The following is a 19,534-nucleotide window of genomic DNA, read 5'->3' on the forward strand; positions in this document are numbered from 1 at the left end:
CTTTTCGGTCAGTTTTGTTCCGGAACCAGGGAGGTTCCTCCCGATCGAAGCGGTATGCCGGATCGGTCTCCTTGACATGGAGGATCGGCGATTGGTTCTGTGACGTACACCATTGCGATCTTGTTACGGAAGGAACCCCTCCGCATGACGAGACCCCGCCCGATCCACCGCGCCGCCGCGGTGGCTGTGACCCTCGGGCTCGCGCTCAGCGTCACCCCGGGAATGCCGGCGTCCGCGACCGGCGCCGTCGCGACCGGCACGCCGAACCTCGGCGCCAACGTCACCGTGTTCGACCCCAGCATGCCCGTCAGCCAGATTCAGGCCACGCTGGACGCGACCTACACCAAGCAGGTCGACAACGAGATGGGTACGGCACGGTACGCGTACCTGTTCAAGCCGGGCACCTACGGTACCGCCGAGCAGCCGCTCCAGATCCGGGTCGGCTACTACACCGAGATCTCCGGCCTCGGGGCGAACCCGGGCGACGTGGTGATCAACGGCAAGGTGGAGGCGTACAACCGCTGCCTGGGCAGTGACCCCGCCAACCCGAACTGCATCGCGCTGGTCAACTTCTGGCGCACCCTGTCCAACCTGACCGTCAACATCAACGGCGCGGGCCAGGACGGCTGCCGACAGACGGCGAACTTCTGGGCCGTGTCGCAGGCGGTCTCGCTGCGCCGCACCCAGTTCAACGGCGGCACCCTGTCGCTGATGGACTACTGCACCGCCGGCCCGCAGTACGCCAGCGGCGGCTTCATCGCCGACTCGAAGCTGCCGGCCACCACCAACGGCTCGCAGCAGCAGTGGCTGACCCGCAACAGCGAGGTCCAGTCCTGGTCCAACGCCGTCTGGAACCAGGTCTTCGCCGGCGTGAAGGGCGCGCCGGACGACGCGGCGTTCCCGAACCCGCCCTACACCACCCTGGACGCCACCCCGGTCAGCCGGGAGAAGCCGTTCCTGTTCGTCGACGCCAAGGGCAAGTACCAGGTCCGGGTGCCGGCCGCGAAGCGCAACACCAGCGGCACCTCGTGGGACGACAAGTCCGGCCGCACCCTGCCGCTGTCGGACTTCTACGTCGCCAAGCCAGGCGACTCGGTCACGAAGATCAACCTGGCTCTGGCGCTGGGCAAGAACCTCCTGCTGACTCCGGGCGTCTACGACGTCGCCCGCAGCATCGAGGTGCGCCGCCCGAACACCGTCGTCCTCGGCCTCGGCCACGCCACGCTGACCGCGGTGAACGGGTCGATCCCGCTCGACGTGGCCGGCGTGCCCGGCGTGATCGTCGCCGGCGTCACCATCGACGCCGGGCTCAAGGAGTCGCCGGTCCTGCTCCGGGTCGGCAAGAAGCACGGCCCGAAGTTCAGCTCGGCGGCCAACCCCACCACGCTGAACGACGTCTACTTCCGGGTCGGCGGCCCGCACATCGGCAAGGCGAACATCGCGCTCGAGGTGAACAGCGACGACGTGCTGATCGACCACACCTGGGTGTGGCGCGGCGACCACGGCGTCGAGGGCTTCACCAACGGCGTGAACGGCGACACCGACCGCTGGCGGACCAACACGGGCCGATACGGCGCGATCGTCAACGGTGACGACGTCACCGCGACCGGCCTCTTCGTCGAGCACTTCCAGAAGTACAACACCGTCTGGAACGGCGAGCGCGGCACCACCGTGCTCTACCAGAACGAACTGCCCTACGACCCGCCGACGCAGGCCGACTGGATGAACGGTTCGGTCGAGGGCTACGCCGGCTACAAGGTGGGACCCAAGGTCAAGACCCATCGGCTGTACGGCGGAGGCGTCTACGTCTTCAACCAGAACAACCCGTCGATCCACACCGAGAACGGGTTCGAGGTGCCGCGGACGCCGGGCGTGAGACTGCACCACATCATGACCGTCAACCTCAGCGCCGGGATCATCGACCACGTGGTCAACGGCGTCGGCGAGGCCGCGGACACCACGAAGGTCGGCCAGCCGGTCTTCGTGACCGACTACCCCGCCGCACCGTGAGACCGCTGGTGGTCACCCGTCCACGGGGCGGGTGACCACCAGCACCGGACGGCCCGCCTTCTCGATCAGGGTCAGCGGCACACTGCCCAGCAGACGCTGCGCCACCGCCGGGCGGACGCTCGAACCGGCGACGATCAGGTCGGCCTTCTGATCCCCGGCGAACCGGATGATCTGCTCAGCGGGGCGGCCCGGCAGGACCGTACGCGTCGCCTCGATGCCGGCCGCGGCCAACCGCACGGCGGCCGCCTCCGCGGCACGCTCGGCACGCTCGGCGTAGACGCTGCGCGGCATCGGCGCGAGATGTTCCGTCTCGAGCTCGTCCACCGCGACCACGGCCACCGTCGCACCGGTCTGCCGAACCAGGTCGATGACCGCGTCGATCACCCACGGCTGCTCTGCCTCGGGGTTTGCGGCAAGCACGATATGCATGTCACCCAAGGTACGGGTAACGTCACTGTTCCGCAGTGGACCGTTTTGGGGGGCACTCATGGCGGACGTGGCGTCGCCGGAGTCTGAGCAGCCAACACTCATCCGGGTCATCGGCCCGGGTCTTCTCCTGCTCTTCGTGGTCGGCGACATTCTGGGCACCGGCGTCTACGCCCTGACCGGGAAAGTCGCCAACGAGGTCGGCGGAGCGGTGTGGCTGCCGTTCCTGCTCGCGTTCGTGGTCGCGTTGCTCACCGCGTTCAGCTATCTGGAACTCGTCACCAAGTACCCACGGGCGGCCGGGGCGGCGCTCTACACGCACAAGGCGTTCGGCATCCACTTCCTGACGTTCATGGTGACGTTCGCGGTGATGTGCTCCGGGCTCACCAGCGCGTCCAGCGCGTCCAAGGCGTTCGCCGGCAACTTCGGCGAGGCGTTCAACCTGTCCCTCGGCGACGGCATCACGCTGACCCTGGTCGCGCTCGGCTTCATCACCCTGGTCGGGCTGGTCAACTTCCGTGGCGTCGGCGAGAGCGTCAAAGCCAACGTGGTGCTCACCTGCGTCGAGCTGACCGGCCTGCTGATCGTCATCGGGATCGGGGCGTGGGCGCTCGGCGGCGGCAACGGCGACCTGTCCCGGCTGACCCAGTTCAACACGCCACCGGGCGACAGCATCGCGCTGTCGGTGACCGCGGGGACGGCGCTCGCGTTCTTCGCCATGGTCGGCTTCGAGGACTCGGTCAACATGGCCGAGGAGACCCGCGACCCGGTGCGGATCTTCCCGAAGGTGATGCTGACCGGTCTCTGCATCACCGGGTTGATCTACGTGCTCGTGGCGATCTCGGCGGTCGCCCTGGTGTCGCCCGCCGAACTCGGGTCCGGTGACACGCCGCTGCTCAAGGTGGTCGAGGCCGGCGCCCCGGCCTTCCCGCTCGGCCTGTTCGCGTTCATCACCATGTTCGCGGTGGCCAACTCCGCGCTCATCAACATGATGATGGCGAGCCGCCTGCTGTACGGGATGGCCAACGAACGGGTCCTGCCCTCCGTACTGGGAAGGGTGCACCGCACCCGGCGTACCCCGTGGGTCGGGATCCTGTTCACCACCGTCGTCGCGTTCGGGCTGATCTGGTTCGCCGACCTCGCCGCGCTCGGCGGCACCACGGCCCTGCTGCTGCTCTGCGTCTTCACCGTGGTCAACGTCGCCGTGCTCGTGCTCCGCCGCGACCCGGTCGAGCACCAGCACTTCCGGGCGCCGACGGTCATCCCGGTGATCGGAGCGCTGGCGTGTGCGTTCCTGGCGAGTCCACTGTCCGGACGGGCCGGAGCCGATTACCGGGTCGCCGGAGTGCTACTGGTCATCGGCGTCGTGCTGTGGGCCATCACCTATGCGACCAACCGGTTCGTACCGGGCGCGATCTCCCGTAACTGAAACGGGTGACCGGCCCTGCGCGGCCGGTCACCACCGCCCGGCGCAACCGGGCGGAAACATCCGGACGTCGCAGGTGGGGCCAGTTCGGCGCTGATCGGCACCCACGTCGTGGCAGCTCAAGGCGATGTGGAAAGCTGCCCGCTACCACATGCACCCTCCTCTCCTGTCCGGAGGCCCGATATGGCGTCATTCCTCTACTTTGTTGCCGGGCTCGTGATCGGCGTAATAGGCGGCTGGTTCGTCTGGGGACGCCGCTCCGGCGCCACGGCTCCGGCCGCCTCGGCCTCGGTCGCTGCGACCCCGGCCGCATTCCCGGCTGCCGCGGCAGCCGCTGCGCCTGCCGCCGTTCAGCCCGCGTTCGGCACACCCGTTTCCGAGTACGCCGCCGCCCAGCCGGCCGCCTCCGAGTACGCCGCCGCTGAGCCGACTGTCTCCGAATACGCCGCCGCCGAGCCGGCCACCTCGAAGCACGCCGTCGCCGAGCCGGTCGTCTCCGAGCACGCCGTCTCCGAGCACGCCGTTGACGAGCCGGTCGCGTCCGGGTCGATCGTCGACGTCGAGAAGCCCGCCGAGGCGGAACCGGCGGTCGAGAAGGCCGCCGAACTCGACGCCCCCACCGAGGACGAGAAGCCGGCCGCTGCCGAGCCGGTCATCGTGGAGCCGGTCGCGGCGACCGAGGAGCCCGCGGACTCCGCCGAGTCCGCCGAGGACGAGCCGACCGTGCGGCTCGACGTTGACGAGAAGCCCGTCGCCGACGCTGAGAAGCCTGCGGCCGACGAGTTCACCGCTGAGCCGGTCACCGCTGTTGAGCCTGCGCCCGCCACGGTCGACGAGCCCGCCCCCGTCGACGAGCCCGCCACCGTCGACGAGCCCGCCACCGTCGACGAGCCGTCTCCGCTGGCCGAGAAGGAGCCGGTCTCGGCCTTCGAATCGGTCTCGGCCCCCGAGCACGTCACCGAGCCGGAGCCACTTGCGGCTGCCGAGCCCGCTCCCGTCGAGCCCGCCGCGGTCGAGCACGTCACCGAGCCTGCCGAGCCCGTCGTGGCTGTCGCCGAGCCGGTCGCCGCTGCGGAGCCCATCTCGGCTCCCGAGCCGGTCGCCGCACCGGAACCCGTCGCCGCCCCCGAGCCCGTCGCCGCGCCGGAACCGGTCGCCGCGCCCGAGCCGGTCATCCCGGCCCAGGCCGTCATCACCGCCGAGCCGGACCTGGTGGGCACGCCCGCCCCGGTCGCCCAGCCCGACGACCTGACGAAGATCCCGGGCATCGGCCCGAAGGTCGCGATCGCGCTGGCCGCGGCCGGGATCACCACCTTCGCGAAGCTGGCCGACAGCGACGTCGTCAGCCTCAAGCAGGCGATCAACGCGGCCGGCATGCGCGGCTCGGCGAGCCTCGCCACCTGGCCGGAGCGTGCCCGCAACCTGGTCGGCGCCAAGAGCTGACCACCGAAGCCGAGCGCGGGAACTGAGCGCGCTGCACTTCGACTGAAGGGCGTGGCCCGGTGCCTATCAGGCACCCGGCCACCCCCCACGCGTTACAACGGCGCTCGCCAGAGCCAGGACCACCCGCGCCCCGGCCCCATCCGCGCGGGGTAGCGGCCGATAGACACGCGGGCCAGCCGGACGGGCACTGCCCGGCGTCCGGACGGGCACTGCCCGGCGGTCAGCCGGAGCGGCGATCAACCGGGTCCGGGGGCCAGTCGGGTGCGGGGGCCATTCGGGAACGCGCCCACCTCGGCCTTGGCCTCGGCGGGGGCGTCCCAGAACACGCCGAGAACCGTGAGCGCCAGGAGAATCCCCCGGTAGAAGGGGGTTCAGGTAGCGCCGCATGGCGTCACCGCAGCAGAGGCGAACATCAATGGATCCGTTCGGCTTCGCCGGGACGGGGAGGGGCCGGTGGCGAGGGTCCCACAGGTTGCGACCGGGTTGTTGCCCAGGTCACTTTGAAAAGTTGCAGGCTGGGAGTGGAGCGGACGATAACTCCGGCTGTCCGGCGAAGATCGCAACCACAGCGCAACGGAGGAGCCTCCCATGTTCGTGAGCCCCGCTTCCCCCTCGGTCTGGAACAGCCACGCCGCCTGGAGCCGGTTGTCGAGCGCCCGCGCCAAGCTCGCCACGGACCTCATGCCCTGCCAGGCCCCGCCCGCCGTCATCACCGCGGACCGGGCCGCGATCGTCGCGGCGGAATCCGAGGTGGGCCGCATCGAGGCGGCGCGTGCGGCGGCCATCGCGAACTTCGAGCGCAGCGGCCGGTTCCTCGACATCACGGTCTGACGCTGGTCACGACACCGGCTCTCGACCACGGCTCGGTGCTGTTCCGCCCTGACACTCGGCCACGGCCAGCCGTCGGGTGCTCGATCGCGGACCCGGCACTCGGGCCGCCGTCTCGGTCACGCCCGTGCTGGCCATCAGTGGCGCCCGGGCCCGGAACCCTGTCCTTCGCGGTGCGCGCTTGCCGCCCGCCCCTTAGGGATCGGCCACCGGCCGGAACTCGTTAGCGGCCACCGGGTCCATTCCGGTTGCGGATACCCGGGGCAGCCCTGACGTAGGCCGCGAGGCAACGCTTCAGCCCGATGGCCGCGCCGCGGCCGCGAGGGCGGGAGGCGTCGCGGGGTGGTCCGGGGCGCGATCGCTGCGGGTGGAGGCGGGCCGGACCCGTACCGGCGAAGGGGTTTTGCAGTGGGCCGAATCGGACAGCGGGCGGTGATTAGCGCGGGTCAAGGGTCTGCGGTGACGCGTATCCGTCACATTGACCGACGCCCACGTCAGGCCACTGGATACGGTGAATTCCGAGAAATTTCCGTGACCGCGGAGGCAGGCTCGGCCCACGATGAATCCGCGCCTTTCCGCAGGCCAGCCCGAGCAACATCATCGCAGGTGGATCGACACCTGCCCGCGCCCCACCACGATCATGAATGCACTGATCGACGCCGAGATCAAAAACGCTCCGCTGTGGAAGAAAAACGGTTCGTAATCTTCTCGGGGTTTCATGAACGGCCTCGGCATCGCACCATGGATGACGGGTGATGCATTCGATGAACGGGCGACGACTCGCAGTAGTGGTTAGCGTCGAGCAGCACGACGACCCCGTGTTGCGCAGGTTCTCGGTGCCGTCGGCCGATGTGCCGGCGTTCGCGGACGTGCTCGGGGATCAGGCGCTCGGTGGTTTCGAGGTGGCGTTCCTGCGTGACCCCGGGGCGCGTGAGGCGTATTCGACGGTCAAGGCCCTGTTCGAAGGCCGTGATCAGGAGGACTGTGTCCTCGTCTACTTCCGGGGCGTGATGCTGACCGGGCCGGGCGGAGGGCTCTACCTGGCTGCCGCCGACACCGTGATGGGCCGTCCGGCGGACACCGCCATCGACGTGGCCCAGATGGCGGCGCTGATGCAGCGCAGCCGCGCCGGGCAGGCCGTGGTGCTGCTCGACGGGCGGACCGGTGGGCCGGTCGACGCCGGCCATCATTTCCGCGCGGCGCGTTCCGCGGAGTGGCAGAGCCGGGTCGTGATCGCCGCCACCGCACGGCCCGAACCGCCCACCTTCGCCGGCCTGATCGCCGACGGCGTCGCGGGCGGCGCCGCCGACCGCGACCAGGACGGCTGGATCGGCATCAGTGAACTCCACGACTACCTGCGTGAGCGTGACCCGAGCGTCCGCCAGTGGGTGTTCGGGTCCGGGCGGCAGCCGTGGCTGGCCCGGGTCCGCCGCGCGGGAAGTGACCAGATGGCAGTGATCGCGCAGCTCGCGGTCGCCGCGGCCGGCAACGACCTGTCGCGTGCGGTCGAGGCTCGGGAGGCGCTGCGGCAGGTCGCCACCGGCGAGGGCCGGGTCGCCGCCGCGGCGACGGCCGCGCTGCGCCGTACATCGGTGCGTCTGGCCGAGCCGTCCGTCGACTTCGGCCGGGTCGCCCCCGGCACGCGACAACTCGCGGCCGAGATCGCGGTGCAGGGCCCGCCGCTGGCCGCCGCCTCGTCGGTGACCAGCTCCGCGGAGGGCCTGCACGCCCGCCTCGAAGGCAACGTGCTGCGGGTCTCGTGGTTCCCGACCGTGGGACGGCTGGACGGTGCGATCATCCTGGACGGCCCAGCGGGGGCGGCGCGGCTCGCGGTGACGGGCGAGATCACGGAAGACTTCGACGTCGTCACCGGCGGGTGGGTGCCGGCCGGCGGAAACGGCGCCCGGCGTCCGGGCACGCCCGGCGCACCGGGAACTCCCGCACCCGGGTCGCCCAGCGGCCTTCCGCCCGGGTCACCGGCCGCCCTTTCACCCGGATCACATGCCGGCCTTCCGCCGGGGCCCCCTGCCGGTCCTCCACCCGGGTCACCGGTCGGCGCGGGACACGCCGGCTGGGATGCGGGATGGGCCGCCACCGATGACGCCGGCCCGGCCTGGCCGGGCGAGACTGCCTGGCCCGGCGAGGACCCGAACGGCGTCAGCGGCGCCTGGCCGGGCGAGATCCCGGGACAGGCCTGGCCCGGTGAGGCGGCGGGCGGCGGCGAGGCGGCATGGCCGGGTGCGGTCCCGGGCGGCGCCGTTGACCCGGTTCGCCCGGCGCCGGGCGAGGCGCCCGCTTCCGCCGGGCCGGGCGGTCGGGTTCCGGCTTCTCACGACTTCTCCGGTACGCCGGAAGCGGTCACACCGCACGCCCCCGTCCCCGGTTCCTGGACTGCGGGAGCGGACGCCGACCCGCGGACGCCGGCCGGCGGGCCACCGTCGGGTGGTGTGGTCACGGGCAGATCTCCGTGGGCTCCCACCAGCGGACCACCACACCGGCCCGCCGCCTCCCCAGCCGGCGACAGCGCCGCCGGGTTTGACGCTGATCAGGTGCGCACGCCCACCGGCGGACTGCGGCCCGGGGAATCGTCGCGGTCGACGGCCGACCCAACGACGCCTTCCCCGGGGCACTCCCCGGAGTCGAGCGGTGATGGCCCCGCTGCAGGTGGTGACTCCGGCTCGCCGGGGAGAACTTCCGCGGACGGGCCGCTCACCGCACCGAGGGCGACGGTCCGGGCGTCCTTCCCGGTAACGATGCCGCCCGAGGCGCCTACCGTGCTTCGCGACCAGTTCACCGCCGGTGCTCCTGGCACCGGCGCCGCGTCGGGAGACTCCGGTTCAGCAGAGGCTGCGCCGACGGGTCCCGGTTCCGCGCAGGTTCCGCTCATCGGTCCTGATCGCACGGACGCTGCGGCCTCGGGTTCTGATGCGGCGCCGGCAGGTCCTGATTCCGGACCGGCTTCGATCGTGAGTTCTGGTCGCGCTGACGTTGCGCCGGCAGATCCCGGTTCCGGTTCTGCGGAGGCTGCGCCTGCTGCTGTCGGGCCGGCGGAGATGATGCCGGGGTCCGGCCCGGATCACGCGGCGGCAAGTCCCCCATCGGCTGAGCCGAAGGCACATTCCGCATCGGCTGAGGCGGACGCACATACCGCATCGTCCGAGGCAGATGCCCGTTCTGAATCGGCGGGAACCGCGGCGACGCCGGAATCGGCTGAAACCGCGGCGCGGTCCGGCCCGTACAACACCGCGGGAAGTTTCGAGTCGGCTGCGGCGGTCATCGGTTCCGACTCGGCGGACGATGCCGCGCGTGCGCGGTCGGCGGACGGAGTCGGGGCGACGGTGGACCGGGAATCCGATCAGGGCTCGGCCGGCTCGCAACCCGGCGCCGCTGAGCCGGTGCGTTCACGACCTGCCTCGGAGGATGTCAACGCTCCCGCGGCGTGGCCTGGCGGAGGGCCGGGTAACTGGGGACGGTCCGACCCCGACGGTGTGTGGCCGCCCGCCGGCCGGAAGCCGGGGCCGGGCCCCGAGACGGGAGAACAGGGCCCAGCCACGACAGGGCAAGGGCCGGCCGCAGCGACACCGGGCCACAGCGCGGGAGGATCAGTTTTCGGCTCGGGATCGGCTACGGCTGGAGCGGCCGCGACCCTGGCGGGGACGTCGGAAGCGGGCGATCGAGGGCAACCGAAGGCCGGGGAATCGGTGACCGGACGGCCGGCGGACCAGGCAGGCGAAACACCGGCCGGCGACCCCGTTGGCGAAACTGGTCCCGGTGACGGCACGGCGGACCACCTGGTGGCCGGCGAGCCGGGACAACATGGCCCCGCGGAGCGAGACTCCCGGGACAACAGCGCTGCCGGGTCCGCGGCGCCGGACGAGAGCGCGGGTGTGGGCCCGGCAGGTCCGTGGCCTGGGAGAGGTCCGGGGAACGGATTCGCCATTCCGTCGCCCCGGCAGCCGGTCGATGAGGCCGCGCACTGGCCGAACGAACAGACCACGCCCGCGACGCAGGAGCCGGTGTCCCCTGTGGCACAGGGGCCGACTGTCTCCGCGGGGCAGAGACCGGCCGAACCCTCAACGCACGGCCCGGCCAATCCGTGGATGACGTCGCCGGCCGGTGCTGACGGCCGGACGGGAAGGCGGTCCGATCCGGATATGCCGACTGCGGCCTGGCCCGGCGCCCCGGACGCGGCACCCACGTCCGGCGTGCCCTGGCCGGCCTCTCCCCCGGCACCGACCGGCACGGCACGCGAAGTGCCGTGGCCGCGTACGCCCGGATCCAGCGGCCGCGGACCGGGCGCGACAGGACCAGGCGGGCACACGGCGGGCGAACCCGCACCCGGCGGAAACCGGTTCGGCGCCCAGGCCGGAACGCCGACTGGCGCGGGCGCGGGCGCGGGCGCGGGCGCGGCGGAATCGTGGCCGACGTCGCCGGCTACCGGATGGCCCACGTCTCCGGCGGCGGCGTGGCCCGGGACGGATCCCTGGCCCACGGCTCAGGCGGGAACGACCTATGGCCCCGGGACCACCCCTCCAGGACAGCCGGGTCCCGGGCACCCGCGGACCGGCTATCCCGGCGGCTACCAGGGCACGTATCAGGGCAGCCCGGCCGGTGGCCACCCGGGCGCGACCTCAGCAGCGGGCTATGCCGGCGGCGTCTCCGGAGCCGGCTATCCCGGCGGCTCGGGGGCCGGCTATCCGGGTGGGCCTGGCGGGGCGGGCTACCCGCCGGGGCCGGGCGGGCCGGACCGTCCGCCGGGGGCGGGCGGTTCCCCGTACCCCGATGGTGGAGGGAAACCGCGACGCAAGACGGCGATGGTGGTCGCGGGGGTCCTGGTGGCGCTGGTCCTGCTGGGTGGTGGGACGTATGCGGGGGTGAGGTTCGCCCTGGCCGATGGGGATCAGCAGGCGGCGCCGCAGCAGACGGTTCCGGCGGCTCCGAAGCAGACCGGTGGTGGGGCGCCGAGCGTGCCCGCGACCGAGCCGGCGGGCACGGCCGCTCCGGCGCCGGCGAGTCTGGCGACGCCGGTGGTGCTGGAGCAGATCAGGCTGGGCCGGGAGCCGGAGGGTGTGACGGTCTCGCCGGACAACAGAACGCTCTACATCGCCGACCAGGATTCCAAGGATGTCCACTTCGTCGATGTGCAGAGCAAGCAGATCAGTGTGGTGACGGTGCCGAACACGCCGCGGTTCCTGGCGCTGTCGGCGGACGGCAGCCGGTTGTACGTGTCGCTGTTCGAGAACAACTTCACCGGCAACGGGCTCGCGGTGATCGACACGGCGAACCGGACGCTGGTGAAGACGATCCGGACCGGGCCCCGGCCGTTCGAGCCGGCGGTGGCGCCGGACGGGCGGATCTGGGTGCCGATTCACAATGGGGCGCGGGTGGAGGTCTACGACGATGAGTCGCTGACCGAGGCGGCGCGGATCTCGGTGCCGCCGAACCCGCACTGGATCGCGTTCACACCGGACGGGACCACGGCGTTCACGGCGAACCACGAGTCGAGTCAGATCTCGGTGGTGAACGTGGCGGACGGCGTCGTGCGGAAGAACTTCAAGGTGGGCAAGTCGCCGCACGCGCTGGCGGTGAGCCCGGACGGCAGGCAGTTGGTGGCCACCAACTACGACCTGGACACGGTGGAGGTGTACGACACCGGCGACCAGCGGCTCATCCACAAGATCAATGTGGGTAGCGAGCCACAGGCGGTGACGATCTCGACGGACGGCAGGCACGCCTACGTGGTGAACGAGGGTTCGGACAACCTGTCGGTCATCGCCCTCGCGGAGGGGAGGGTGGTGTCGACGGTCGCGGTCGGTGACAGTCCGCGGGTGAACGCGATCTCACCGGACGGTCTGCGACTGTATGTGACGGACGGCCGGGGAAAGACGGTTACCGTTCTGAGGACCACCGAGAACTGATGATTCACTGGTAGGTTCGCGCCATGCCGACGGATTCCGGGATCGATCGTGCCCGCCTCCAGATTCTCGCCGACCGTGAGCGCGCCACCTTCGCCGACCGTCACCCGGGGTCGAGAGCGGCGTACGGTCGAGCGGATCACCTGTTCGGCCGGGTCCCGATGACGTGGATGAACAAGACGGCGGCCGGTTTCCCGATCTACCTGGCGACGGCGCGCGGCAACCGGATCACCGACGTCGACGGCAACGAGTTCGTCGACTTCGCTCTGGGTGACACCGGCGCGATGGCCGGCCACTCCCCCGCGCCGGTGGTGGCCGCGGTCACCGAGCAGGTCGCCAGGGGTCTGGCCACGATGCTGCCGACCGAGGACGCGGCGGTGGCCGGCGCCGAACTGGCCCGCCGTTTCGGGCTGCCGGCGTGGAGTTTCGCGCTGACCGCGACGGACGCCAACCGCTGGGCGATCCGGCTGCTGCGCGCGGTCACCGGGCGGTCGAAGATCCTGGTGAACAGCTACTGCTACCACGGTTCGGTGGACGAGTCGCTGATCGTGGTCGGGCCGGACGGCCGCGGGCGCAGCCGTGACGGCAATGTGGGCGCGCCGGTGGACGTGACGGCGACGAGCCGGGTGGCGGAGTTCAACGACCTGGCCGGCCTGGAGCGGGAGCTGGCGAACGGCGACGTGGCGGCGGTGCTGATGGAGCCGGCGCTGACGAACATCGGGATCGTGCTGCCGGAGGACGGTTACCTGGCCGGGGTGCGGGAGCTGACCCGAAGGCACGGCACCTACCTGATCAACGACGAGACGCACACCTTCTCGGCCGGGCCGGGCGGGGCGACCGCCTTCTGGGGGCTGCGGCCGGACGTGGTGACGATCGGCAAGGCCATCGGTGGCGGGGTGCCGGTCGGGGCGTACGGCCTCAGCGCCGAGCTCGCGGACGCGCTGACCGGCCGCGGCGACCTGGATCTGATCGACATGGGCGGGGTCGGCGGCACGCTCGCCGGCAACCCGGTGTCGATGGCCGCGACCCGCGCCACCCTGCGGGAGGTGCTCACCGAGGCCGCGTTCGCCGGCATGATCGAGACGGCCTCGGCGTTCGCCGACGGCATTTCCCAGATCATCGAGGGGTACGGGCTTCCGTGGTCCGTGAGCCGCCTGGGCGCCCGGGTGGAGTACCGGTTCGCGAATCCGGCGCCACGCAACGGCACCGAGTCGGCCGCGAGCGCCGACGCCGAGCTGGAGGACTTCCTGCACGTCTATCTGGCGAACCGGGGCGTGCTGCTGACCCCGTTCCACAACATGGCGCTGATGTGCCCGCAGACGACTCTCGCCGACGTGGCCCGCCACCACGAGATCTTCGACGCCGCCCTGGCCGAGCTGACGTAGCCGGCCTGTTCTCCGGCGGCGTGCGACCGACCTTCCCGGAGGCCGCCGGTCAGATGGCGTCCGGCCGGATCAGCCCCGGATGTCTCTGGCCCGCCGCGGCGTGCCAGGCCGGCCCGTCCGGACCGAGCGCGGTCTCGATCCGCAGTTTGGACCACTCGTCCAGTTCGGGCAGGGCGTCCGGGGCGAACCAGGCCACCTCCAGGGACTCGTCGTCGGTGACGCCGGCCTCGCCGCCGACGGCCCGGCAGCGGAACCACACGTTCAGGTACTCGCAGGTGTCGCCGTTGGGATAGACCACCGGGTGGGTCGCCACCCCGGCGAGCCGCACGATCTCGGCACGCACCCCGGTCTCCTCGAAGAGCTCACGCAGGGCGGTGTCGGCCGGCTGCTCCCCCGGGTCGATCATCCCGGCCGGCACCGACCAGCGGCCGTTGTCCGAGCGGCGGGCCAGCAGCACCCGGCCCTCGTCGTCGGTGACCACGGCGCTGACGCCGGGCAGCAGCAGGAGGTCGTGGCCGATGGCGGCCCGCATGCGGGCGATGTATTCGGAGACAGGCACCCCTGCACCCTACGAGGCACGGCGACATCGATGACGCCGGGAGATCGCGCGGACCGGCCCGGCCGTCGGTCGATGGCCCCGCGCGGGTGTGCGAGGGTGAGGCATGGATGCGATGCGGAAGCGCTTTCGGGAGTTGCACTCGGCGGGGACGTTCGTGATGCCGAACGCGTGGGACGTGGGTTCGGCCCGGGTTCTGCGGCAGGCCGGGTTCGAGGCGCTGGCCACCACCTCCTCGGGGCTGGCGGCGAGCCTGGGCAAGCAGGACCAGCAGGTGACCCGGGACGAGTTGGTCGCGCACGTGACGGCGGTGACCGCCGCGATCGCGGTGCCGCTGAGTGTGGATTCGGAGCGGCTGTTCGCGGAGACGGCCGACGGGATCGCCGAGACGGTGGACCTGCTGGCCGCCGCCGGCGCGGCGGGCCTGTCGATCGAGGACTACGACCCGGCCACCGGCAGCGTCGAGCCACTGGACGTCAGCGCCGGTCGGGTGGCCGCGGCCGCCGGGGCGGCACGGCGGCACGGGCTGGTGCTGACCGCGCGCGCCGAGAACCTGCTGTACGGCCACGACGACCTGGAGGACACGATCACCCGGCTGGTCGCCTACCGCGACGCGGGGGCGGACGTGCTGTTCGCGCCCGGGTTGAAAGCGCCGGAGGACATCGCGCGGGTGATCGCGGCGGTGCGGGCGCCGGTCAACGTGCTGGCGCTGCGGGGCGCTCCGAGCGTGCCGGAGCTGGCGAAGCTCGGGGTGCGGCGGGTCTCCACCGGCGGGTCGCTGGCCTGGGCGGCCTACGGGGCGCTGCGCGACGCCGCCGCCGAACTGCTCACGGCCGGCACCACCGGCTACCGTGCCCGCGCTCTGACGCCCGCCGAGATCGAGGCGACCTTCGGTTAGAGACGTTCGACGGTGCGGGCGTCGAGGAAGTCGATGTCGGGTTCCCAGCCGAGGCCGGGCGTCTCCGGCACGTCGACGAAGCCGTCGGCACAGACGACCGGCTCGGTGGTGACGTCGCGGGCGTAGTACTTGTCCGAGCCGGACACGTCGGACGGCAGGCTGAAGCCGGGCAGCGAGCTGAGCGCCACGTTGGCGGCCCGCCCGATACCGAACTCGTGCATGCCGCCGCACCACACCGGCAGACCGTGCTCGCGGGCCAGGTCGTGGGCGCGGATCGCGGGGGTGAGGCCGCCCATCCGGGACACCTTGATGTTGAGGATCCGCCCGGCCCCCAGCCGCACGGCGGTGACCAGGTCGTCCACTTCCTCGATCGACTCGTCGAGGCAGATCGGCGTGCGGAGGGCGGTCTGCAGTTCGGCGTGCGCGACCAGAGCCCGCGGGGCGTAGGGCTGTTCGATCATCAGGAGGCCGAGCTCGTCGAGTTCCTGGAAGACGCCGGCGCCGGTCACCGGGTAGGCGCCGTTGGCGTCGACGTGCACCGGAACCTCCGGGAAGGCGGCGCGCACCGCCCGGACCGGCGCCACGTCCCAGCCGGGAGCGATCTTGAGCTTGACCCGCCGGTATCCCTCGGCGACCCGCCGGCCCACCTGTTCGAGAAGGTCGTCGATGGTGGGTTCGATGCCCAGCGACACTCCGGCCTCGACCCGGGCCCGCTCACCCCCGAGAGCCTTCGCGAGGGGTACGCCCCGCGCGCGCGACCAGAGCGCCCAGGCTGCCATGTCGAACCCGGCGCGGGCGAAGTGGTTCCCGCGCACCGTGGCCATGGCCGCCGCCAGCTCGGACGGGTGTTCCCACCGGGTCCGCCGCACGATCGGCGCGAGATGGTCGCGGGCGACCGCCCAGCAGCTCTGGACGGTCTCGGCCGAGTAGAACGGGCCGCTCGGTGAGGCGATCTCGCCCCACCCCACCTCACCGCCGGCCCCGGTCAGGGTGACGATGATGTGCTCGAGTTCGCGTTTGGCGTGCGAACTGGTCTGGAAACGGCGCACGAGCGGCAGCCGCACCCGGCGCAGCTCGACGTGCTCGATCTCGATCATTCTTCGTCCGTGTAGAGGCCGAGGCCGGCGGCGAGGGCGTCGCGGTCGCGCAGGCGGCGGCCGGCGCCCTTCGAGCTGGCGATGGTCAGGGTGGCGAGCAGGTGCAGGGCGAGCACGACCGGGGTGGGCGAGTTCGCGTAGGAGGCGCTGTCGGCGCCGATCACGATGCTCGTGGTGGCGGCGGCCACGAGCGGGGCGTCGTCGGCGTCGGTGATCAGCACCAGGTCGCCGCCGTGGCGCGCGTAGGCCGCGGCGACGTCGACGGTCTCGCGGCGGTACCGGGACATCGAGACGGCCACGAGGAGGTCGTCCTGGCGGATGTCGCTGAGAACGTCGAGGGCCCGCAGGGAGCCGTCACCGACCAGGTGCACCCCGGACAGGCCGGCGCTGAGGTCGGTGGCCAGCATCGACGCGTACGCCAGCGACTTGCCGTAGCCGAGCAGGTACCGGCGCCGGGCCGAGACGATCAGGGCGGCGGCACGCTCGATCGCGTCGTGTTCGGCGGCCCAGGCCAGGGCCTTGTCGAACTCGGCGCGCTGCTGCTCCAGGACCCGTTGTTTGAGCACCTGCGCGGAGCGGCGCTGCACGTTGCGGTCGAACCGCTCGGAGGGGGTGGATCGCCTGGCCGTCACCGCCGGCCGCCCTCGAAGGTGTAGGCCACCCGGCCGGCGCCGGTCCGGGCCACGCCGGTCAGGCGGGCGCCGCCGGCGAAGCACTCCTGGAGGCGGGCGCGCAGCCGGGCACGGTCCGGCGGGGCGGGCGCGGCGAAACAGGCCTCGGCGGGCGCCTCGACGGACCGGGCCGGGACGCCGGCTCTGCGGGCGTGCCACAGGTCCCAGCTGGCCAGGACGCGGTCGGTGTCACCGCCGTAGTAGTCGGGCAGGAACCGCACTCCGGTGGCGCCGAGGACCGTCAGGTTGAAGTGGGCGTTGCGGAGCGCGTACGGATCGAAGGTCCATCGCATGGTGCGTGCGCCGGTCCCCCGGGCGACCTCGGCCTGAGCCTGTTTCAGCAGGCGCCCGACACCCTGGCCCTGCGCTGCGGGCGCGACCACCGCGGCCTGCGAGTAGTGGTAGAGCTCGCCGTCGTCGACCGCGGAGAACCCGAAGCAGAAGCCGATCACCTCACCGGCCGGGGCGAGTGCGCCGATCACCGAGCCGGAGTTCTCCTTCAGCGCGGCGAGCAGGCGGGGACTGACGCCGTACTCCGGCTGGTCGTAGCCGAAGACGGAGCGGTAGAGGCGTGCCGCCGCGGTCCACTCGGCCGGGCCGTCCAGCTCACGCACCAGCACCTCCATGGCGACCTCCGCGACAAGGATACGAAACGTATGAGGGCCATCCTGGCAACAGTCTCCCTCGTTGACAACGCCTCTGCTCCAACTTAGCGTTCGCATATGTCGTCCGACGCGCTCGAAACACTGCACCGGCACACGGTGTGCGAGTCACCCACCGGGGACGCCCGCCTGCTGGACGCCCTGGCCGAGGTGCTGGAGGCGGACGCCGCCGAGGCCGGCTTCCACACCGCCCGCGAGGCGCACCCGACCGGGGACCACCTCGTCTGGACCCTGCCCGGCGACGGGATCTCCGGCGAGCCGATCCTGCTGCTCAGCCACTACGACACGGTGTGGCCGGCAGGCACGCTCGCGGAGATGCCGTGGGCCGTCGACGGCGATGTGATCCGCGGGCCGGGCGTCTATGACACCAAAGCCGGCATCGCCGCCCTGCTGGCGGCGGTCCCGCTGCTCGCGGGCAGGGCGCATCCGGAGGTCCGGGTGATCGTCGTCGCCGACGAGGAGATCGGCTCCCCCACCGCCGGCGGCCTGGTGCGGGCCGAGGCCGAGCGGGCCCGGGCGGTGCTCGGGCTGGAGCCGCCACACCCCGGCGGGGATCTCAAGACCGGCCGGCGGGGCAGCACCCGGGCCCGGATCGAGGTGACCGGGGTGGAAGCGCACGCGGCGCTCGACCCGGACGCCGGGGTGAACGCGATCGACGAGCTGGTGGACCAGCTGATCCGAGTGCGGTCGCTGGCGGCGTCACGGCCGGTGCTGCTGAACACCGGGACGATTCTCGGCGGCGGGCGGACCAACGTGGTGGCCGGCCGGGCCCACGCGGACCTGGGGCTGCGGTTCGTGGACCCGGACGACGAGCGGGCCGTGCTCGGCTCGCTGGCGCAGCTGCGGCCGGTGCGGGAGAAGGCGCGGGTCACGTCCCGGCAGCTGTCGCACCGGCCGACGTGGCGGCCCGACCACGCCGGCGCGGTGCTGCTGGAGCGGATCCGGGCCGTCGCGGACGGGATCGGGCAGAGTCTCGGCGGGCGGCCCGCCGACGGGGCCGCGGACACCAACACGACCGGGTCGCTGGGGCGGCCGACCGTGGACGGGCTGGCCCCCCGGGGTGGGGGCGCGCATGCCCGTACCGAGTGGGTGTCGGTCGCCGGCATCGCCGAACGGACCGCGCTGCTCGCCGCCTTGCTGGGGCCGGACGGGCTCGCCGGGTAGAAGGGTCACCGGCGCTCGCGTGGGGCGGCTCCTTCGGCGGTGTCGAGGTCGGCGTCGGGCGGCACGAGCTCCCGGTCGGCCTCGGCCCGGGGACGTGCCGCCGGGTGGCGTGGCAGGTTCGGCGGCGGGGGCTGTTCCGGTTCGGCAGGCTCTTTCGTCATGGCCACCGGATTCCCTGGATCGGGCCGTTTAGGCCCGCGATCCCCGGGGTACGGCGATCGGCACGGACTCTCCGGCGGGAGGATCGATGCTGAGCGATGACGACCGGCGGGTTCTGGCCGACCTGGAACAACGTGTGCATCGGAGCGACCCCGACTTCGCCGCGCGGATGGCCGGCGCCCACGCCGAGGTCCGCTTCCCCGCCCTGGTGGCGCTCGGCGCCGGCCTGTTCGTCCTGGTCCCACCGGTGATGCTGCTGTTCGGCCGGTCCGGTCTGATCGTCACCGTCTACCTGTTCCTCGGCGCCGTCGCGGTCGTACTGGTCCGCCGGCGCCGCCGCTGACGGCTCAGCCCGCGGTGACGGCGGTCGCCGTGATGATCCCCTCGGCGTCGGCGACGCCTTCGACCGTCACCGCCAGGCCCGAGGTGACGCTCTCCAGAGTCGCGGCCTGGCTGACCTTCACGATGGTGTCACCGCCGGTCCGGACGGTGACCGTCTCACCGTCCGCGGTCTGGACGTAGAGGGTGGTCCCGTCGACCCGTTTCACCGTGCCGGAGGTTCCGGTCGCGCCCTCCGCCATGGCGCCCTGCGCGCCGCCGCCCGGTCCCCCGCCGGGCTCCGGGGAGGCGGCGACGGCGCCGCCGCTGGGCTCGACCGCCTCGCCACCGGCGGGGCCGCCGCCGGTGGCCTGGGTGCTCTCGATGCCCCAGCGCTCGTGCGCCTGGACACCGCCGAGGAACCCGCCGATCAGCATGGCCACCCCGAGCAGGGCCAGCGTGGTGCGGTTCCACCAGCGGCGCGGGGCCGCCGCGGCGAGTGCCTCGTTGAGTTCGGCGGTGCTGTCGACGGGGAGGGGCAGTACCTCGGTGTCATGGTTGCGGGAAGTCACCAGA

19 protein-coding genes are annotated in these 19,534 nt (G+C 72.3%); 10 read left to right on the forward strand and 9 right to left on the reverse strand.

What is annotated here, in order from left to right:
* Positions 1-144 precede the first annotated feature (144 nt).
* Positions 145-2,010 carry a glycosyl hydrolase family 28-related protein gene (locus QLQ12_RS00495; RefSeq protein ID WP_282756283.1) on the forward strand — a complete coding sequence of 622 codons (1,866 nt, stop codon included), beginning with the start codon at positions 145-147 and terminating at the stop codon, positions 2,008-2,010.
* Positions 2,011-2,022: 12 nt separating this feature from the next.
* Here QLQ12_RS00495 and QLQ12_RS00500 read toward each other — a convergent pair whose 3' ends face one another.
* Complete coding sequence (locus QLQ12_RS00500) at positions 2,023-2,439, reverse strand: universal stress protein (RefSeq protein WP_282756284.1); 417 nt, start codon at positions 2,437-2,439, stop codon at positions 2,023-2,025.
* A 58-nt stretch (positions 2,440-2,497) separates the two neighbouring features.
* On the opposite strand from QLQ12_RS00500, the gene QLQ12_RS00505 reads away from it, so the two are divergent.
* The 4 genes from QLQ12_RS00505 to QLQ12_RS00520 all read left to right on the forward strand — a co-directional run bounded on the left by QLQ12_RS00505 (position 2,498) and on the right by QLQ12_RS00520 (position 6,836).
* Positions 2,498-3,865, forward strand: coding sequence for an APC family permease (locus tag QLQ12_RS00505; RefSeq protein WP_282756285.1), 1,368 nt, complete (start codon positions 2,498-2,500; stop codon positions 3,863-3,865).
* Positions 3,866-4,045: 180 nt separating this feature from the next.
* Positions 4,046-5,305, forward strand: a complete 1,260-nt coding sequence (locus tag QLQ12_RS00510; protein ID WP_282756286.1) for a helix-hairpin-helix domain-containing protein — start codon at positions 4,046-4,048, stop codon at positions 5,303-5,305.
* 588 nt (positions 5,306-5,893) lie between these two features.
* Positions 5,894-6,136, forward strand: coding sequence for a hypothetical protein (locus tag QLQ12_RS00515; RefSeq protein ID WP_282756287.1), 243 nt, complete (start codon positions 5,894-5,896; stop codon positions 6,134-6,136).
* A 556-nt stretch (positions 6,137-6,692) separates the two neighbouring features.
* Positions 6,693-6,836 (forward strand): hypothetical protein, encoded by a 144-nt coding sequence (locus tag QLQ12_RS00520; RefSeq protein WP_282756288.1) that lies wholly within the window; start codon positions 6,693-6,695, stop codon positions 6,834-6,836.
* Between the two features lie 13 nt (positions 6,837-6,849).
* Here QLQ12_RS00520 and QLQ12_RS00525 read toward each other — a convergent pair whose 3' ends face one another.
* Positions 6,850-7,860, reverse strand: a complete 1,011-nt coding sequence (locus QLQ12_RS00525) for a hypothetical protein (RefSeq protein WP_282756289.1) — start codon at positions 7,858-7,860, stop codon at positions 6,850-6,852.
* Positions 7,861-8,178: 318 nt separating this feature from the next.
* A complete protein-coding gene (locus tag QLQ12_RS00530; protein WP_282756291.1) occupies positions 8,179-8,466 on the reverse strand; it encodes a hypothetical protein in 288 nt (95 codons plus the stop codon).
* A gap of 2,481 nt (positions 8,467-10,947) precedes the next feature.
* Here QLQ12_RS00530 and QLQ12_RS00535 point away from each other — a divergent pair.
* Together QLQ12_RS00535 and QLQ12_RS00540 are read left to right on the forward strand one after the other, a co-directional pair.
* Positions 10,948-12,051: a YncE family protein gene (locus tag QLQ12_RS00535; RefSeq protein WP_282756293.1), complete on the forward strand. Its 1,104-nt coding sequence runs from the start codon at positions 10,948-10,950 to the stop codon at positions 12,049-12,051.
* Positions 12,052-12,074: 23 nt separating this feature from the next.
* Positions 12,075-13,433: a transaminase gene (locus tag QLQ12_RS00540; protein ID WP_282756295.1), complete on the forward strand. Its 1,359-nt coding sequence runs from the start codon at positions 12,075-12,077 to the stop codon at positions 13,431-13,433.
* 49 nt (positions 13,434-13,482) lie between these two features.
* On the opposite strand, the gene QLQ12_RS00545 is transcribed toward QLQ12_RS00540, so the two are convergent.
* Positions 13,483-13,992, reverse strand: a complete 510-nt coding sequence (locus tag QLQ12_RS00545) for an NUDIX hydrolase (protein WP_282756296.1) — start codon at positions 13,990-13,992, stop codon at positions 13,483-13,485.
* 112 nt (positions 13,993-14,104) lie between these two features.
* On the opposite strand from QLQ12_RS00545, the gene QLQ12_RS00550 reads away from it, so the two are divergent.
* Positions 14,105-14,887 carry an isocitrate lyase/PEP mutase family protein gene (locus QLQ12_RS00550; protein ID WP_282756297.1) on the forward strand — a complete coding sequence of 261 codons (783 nt, stop codon included), beginning with the start codon at positions 14,105-14,107 and terminating at the stop codon, positions 14,885-14,887.
* On the opposite strand, the gene menC is transcribed toward QLQ12_RS00550, so the two are convergent.
* The 3 genes from menC to QLQ12_RS00565 are packed head-to-tail and all read right to left on the reverse strand — an operon-like array spanning position 14,884 to position 17,281.
* Complete coding sequence (gene menC / locus QLQ12_RS00555; protein ID WP_282756298.1) at positions 14,884-15,984, reverse strand: o-succinylbenzoate synthase; 1,101 nt, start codon at positions 15,982-15,984, stop codon at positions 14,884-14,886. The genes QLQ12_RS00550 and menC overlap by 4 nt on opposite strands.
* Positions 15,981-16,616, reverse strand: a complete 636-nt coding sequence (locus QLQ12_RS00560) for a MurR/RpiR family transcriptional regulator (RefSeq protein ID WP_282756299.1) — start codon at positions 16,614-16,616, stop codon at positions 15,981-15,983. Before QLQ12_RS00560 ends, menC begins: the two co-directional genes overlap by 4 nt.
* The gene (locus QLQ12_RS00565) at positions 16,613-17,281 is read right to left on the reverse strand and encodes a GNAT family N-acetyltransferase (RefSeq protein WP_282756300.1); all 669 of its coding nucleotides are present in this window, start codon (positions 17,279-17,281) and stop codon (positions 16,613-16,615) included. Before QLQ12_RS00565 ends, QLQ12_RS00560 begins: the two co-directional genes overlap by 4 nt.
* A gap of 96 nt (positions 17,282-17,377) precedes the next feature.
* On the opposite strand from QLQ12_RS00565, the gene QLQ12_RS00570 reads away from it, so the two are divergent.
* Positions 17,378-18,481 (forward strand): M20/M25/M40 family metallo-hydrolase, encoded by a 1,104-nt coding sequence (locus tag QLQ12_RS00570; protein ID WP_282756302.1) that lies wholly within the window; start codon positions 17,378-17,380, stop codon positions 18,479-18,481.
* Between the two features lie 5 nt (positions 18,482-18,486).
* On the opposite strand, the gene QLQ12_RS00575 is transcribed toward QLQ12_RS00570, so the two are convergent.
* On the reverse strand, positions 18,487-18,642 hold the full coding sequence (locus tag QLQ12_RS00575) for a hypothetical protein (protein WP_282756304.1): 156 nt from the start codon (positions 18,640-18,642) through the stop codon (positions 18,487-18,489).
* Between the two features lie 86 nt (positions 18,643-18,728).
* On the opposite strand from QLQ12_RS00575, the gene QLQ12_RS00580 reads away from it, so the two are divergent.
* Entirely contained in the window at positions 18,729-18,983 is a 255-nt protein-coding gene (locus tag QLQ12_RS00580; protein ID WP_282756305.1) for a DUF3040 domain-containing protein, read from the forward strand.
* Between the two features lie 4 nt (positions 18,984-18,987).
* Here QLQ12_RS00580 and QLQ12_RS00585 read toward each other — a convergent pair whose 3' ends face one another.
* Positions 18,988-19,530, reverse strand: a complete 543-nt coding sequence (locus QLQ12_RS00585) for a hypothetical protein (RefSeq protein WP_282756307.1) — start codon at positions 19,528-19,530, stop codon at positions 18,988-18,990.
* Positions 19,531-19,534 lie beyond the last annotated feature (4 nt).

The sequence above is a fragment of the Actinoplanes sandaracinus genome (assembly GCF_030009775.1).
Taxonomy (GTDB): domain Bacteria; phylum Actinomycetota; class Actinomycetes; order Mycobacteriales; family Micromonosporaceae; genus Actinoplanes; species Actinoplanes sandaracinus.

Excerpts from the sequence above, each read along its gene's own strand:
- menC (WP_282756298.1), bottom strand. The coding sequence starts at position 15,984 with ATGATCGAGATCGAGCACGTCGAGCTGCGCCGGGTGCGGCTGCCGCTC.
- QLQ12_RS00500 (WP_282756284.1), bottom strand. The coding sequence starts at position 2,439 with ATGCATATCGTGCTTGCCGCAAACCCCGAGGCAGAGCAGCCGTGGGTG.
- QLQ12_RS00570 (WP_282756302.1), top strand. The coding sequence starts at position 17,378 with ATGTCGTCCGACGCGCTCGAAACACTGCACCGGCACACGGTGTGCGAG.
- QLQ12_RS00540 (WP_282756295.1), top strand. The coding sequence starts at position 12,075 with ATGCCGACGGATTCCGGGATCGATCGTGCCCGCCTCCAGATTCTCGCC.
- QLQ12_RS00535 (WP_282756293.1), top strand. The coding sequence starts at position 10,948 with ATGGTGGTCGCGGGGGTCCTGGTGGCGCTGGTCCTGCTGGGTGGTGGG.
- QLQ12_RS00575 (WP_282756304.1), bottom strand. The coding sequence starts at position 18,642 with ATGACGAAAGAGCCTGCCGAACCGGAACAGCCCCCGCCGCCGAACCTG.
- QLQ12_RS00550 (WP_282756297.1), top strand. The coding sequence starts at position 14,105 with ATGCGGAAGCGCTTTCGGGAGTTGCACTCGGCGGGGACGTTCGTGATG.
- QLQ12_RS00510 (WP_282756286.1), top strand. The coding sequence starts at position 4,046 with ATGGCGTCATTCCTCTACTTTGTTGCCGGGCTCGTGATCGGCGTAATA.
- QLQ12_RS00565 (WP_282756300.1), bottom strand. The coding sequence starts at position 17,281 with ATGGAGGTGCTGGTGCGTGAGCTGGACGGCCCGGCCGAGTGGACCGCG.
- QLQ12_RS00495 (WP_282756283.1), top strand. The coding sequence starts at position 145 with ATGACGAGACCCCGCCCGATCCACCGCGCCGCCGCGGTGGCTGTGACC.
- QLQ12_RS00520 (WP_282756288.1), top strand. The coding sequence starts at position 6,693 with ATGAATCCGCGCCTTTCCGCAGGCCAGCCCGAGCAACATCATCGCAGG.
- QLQ12_RS00505 (WP_282756285.1), top strand. The coding sequence starts at position 2,498 with ATGGCGGACGTGGCGTCGCCGGAGTCTGAGCAGCCAACACTCATCCGG.
- QLQ12_RS00515 (WP_282756287.1), top strand. The coding sequence starts at position 5,894 with ATGTTCGTGAGCCCCGCTTCCCCCTCGGTCTGGAACAGCCACGCCGCC.
- QLQ12_RS00580 (WP_282756305.1), top strand. The coding sequence starts at position 18,729 with ATGCTGAGCGATGACGACCGGCGGGTTCTGGCCGACCTGGAACAACGT.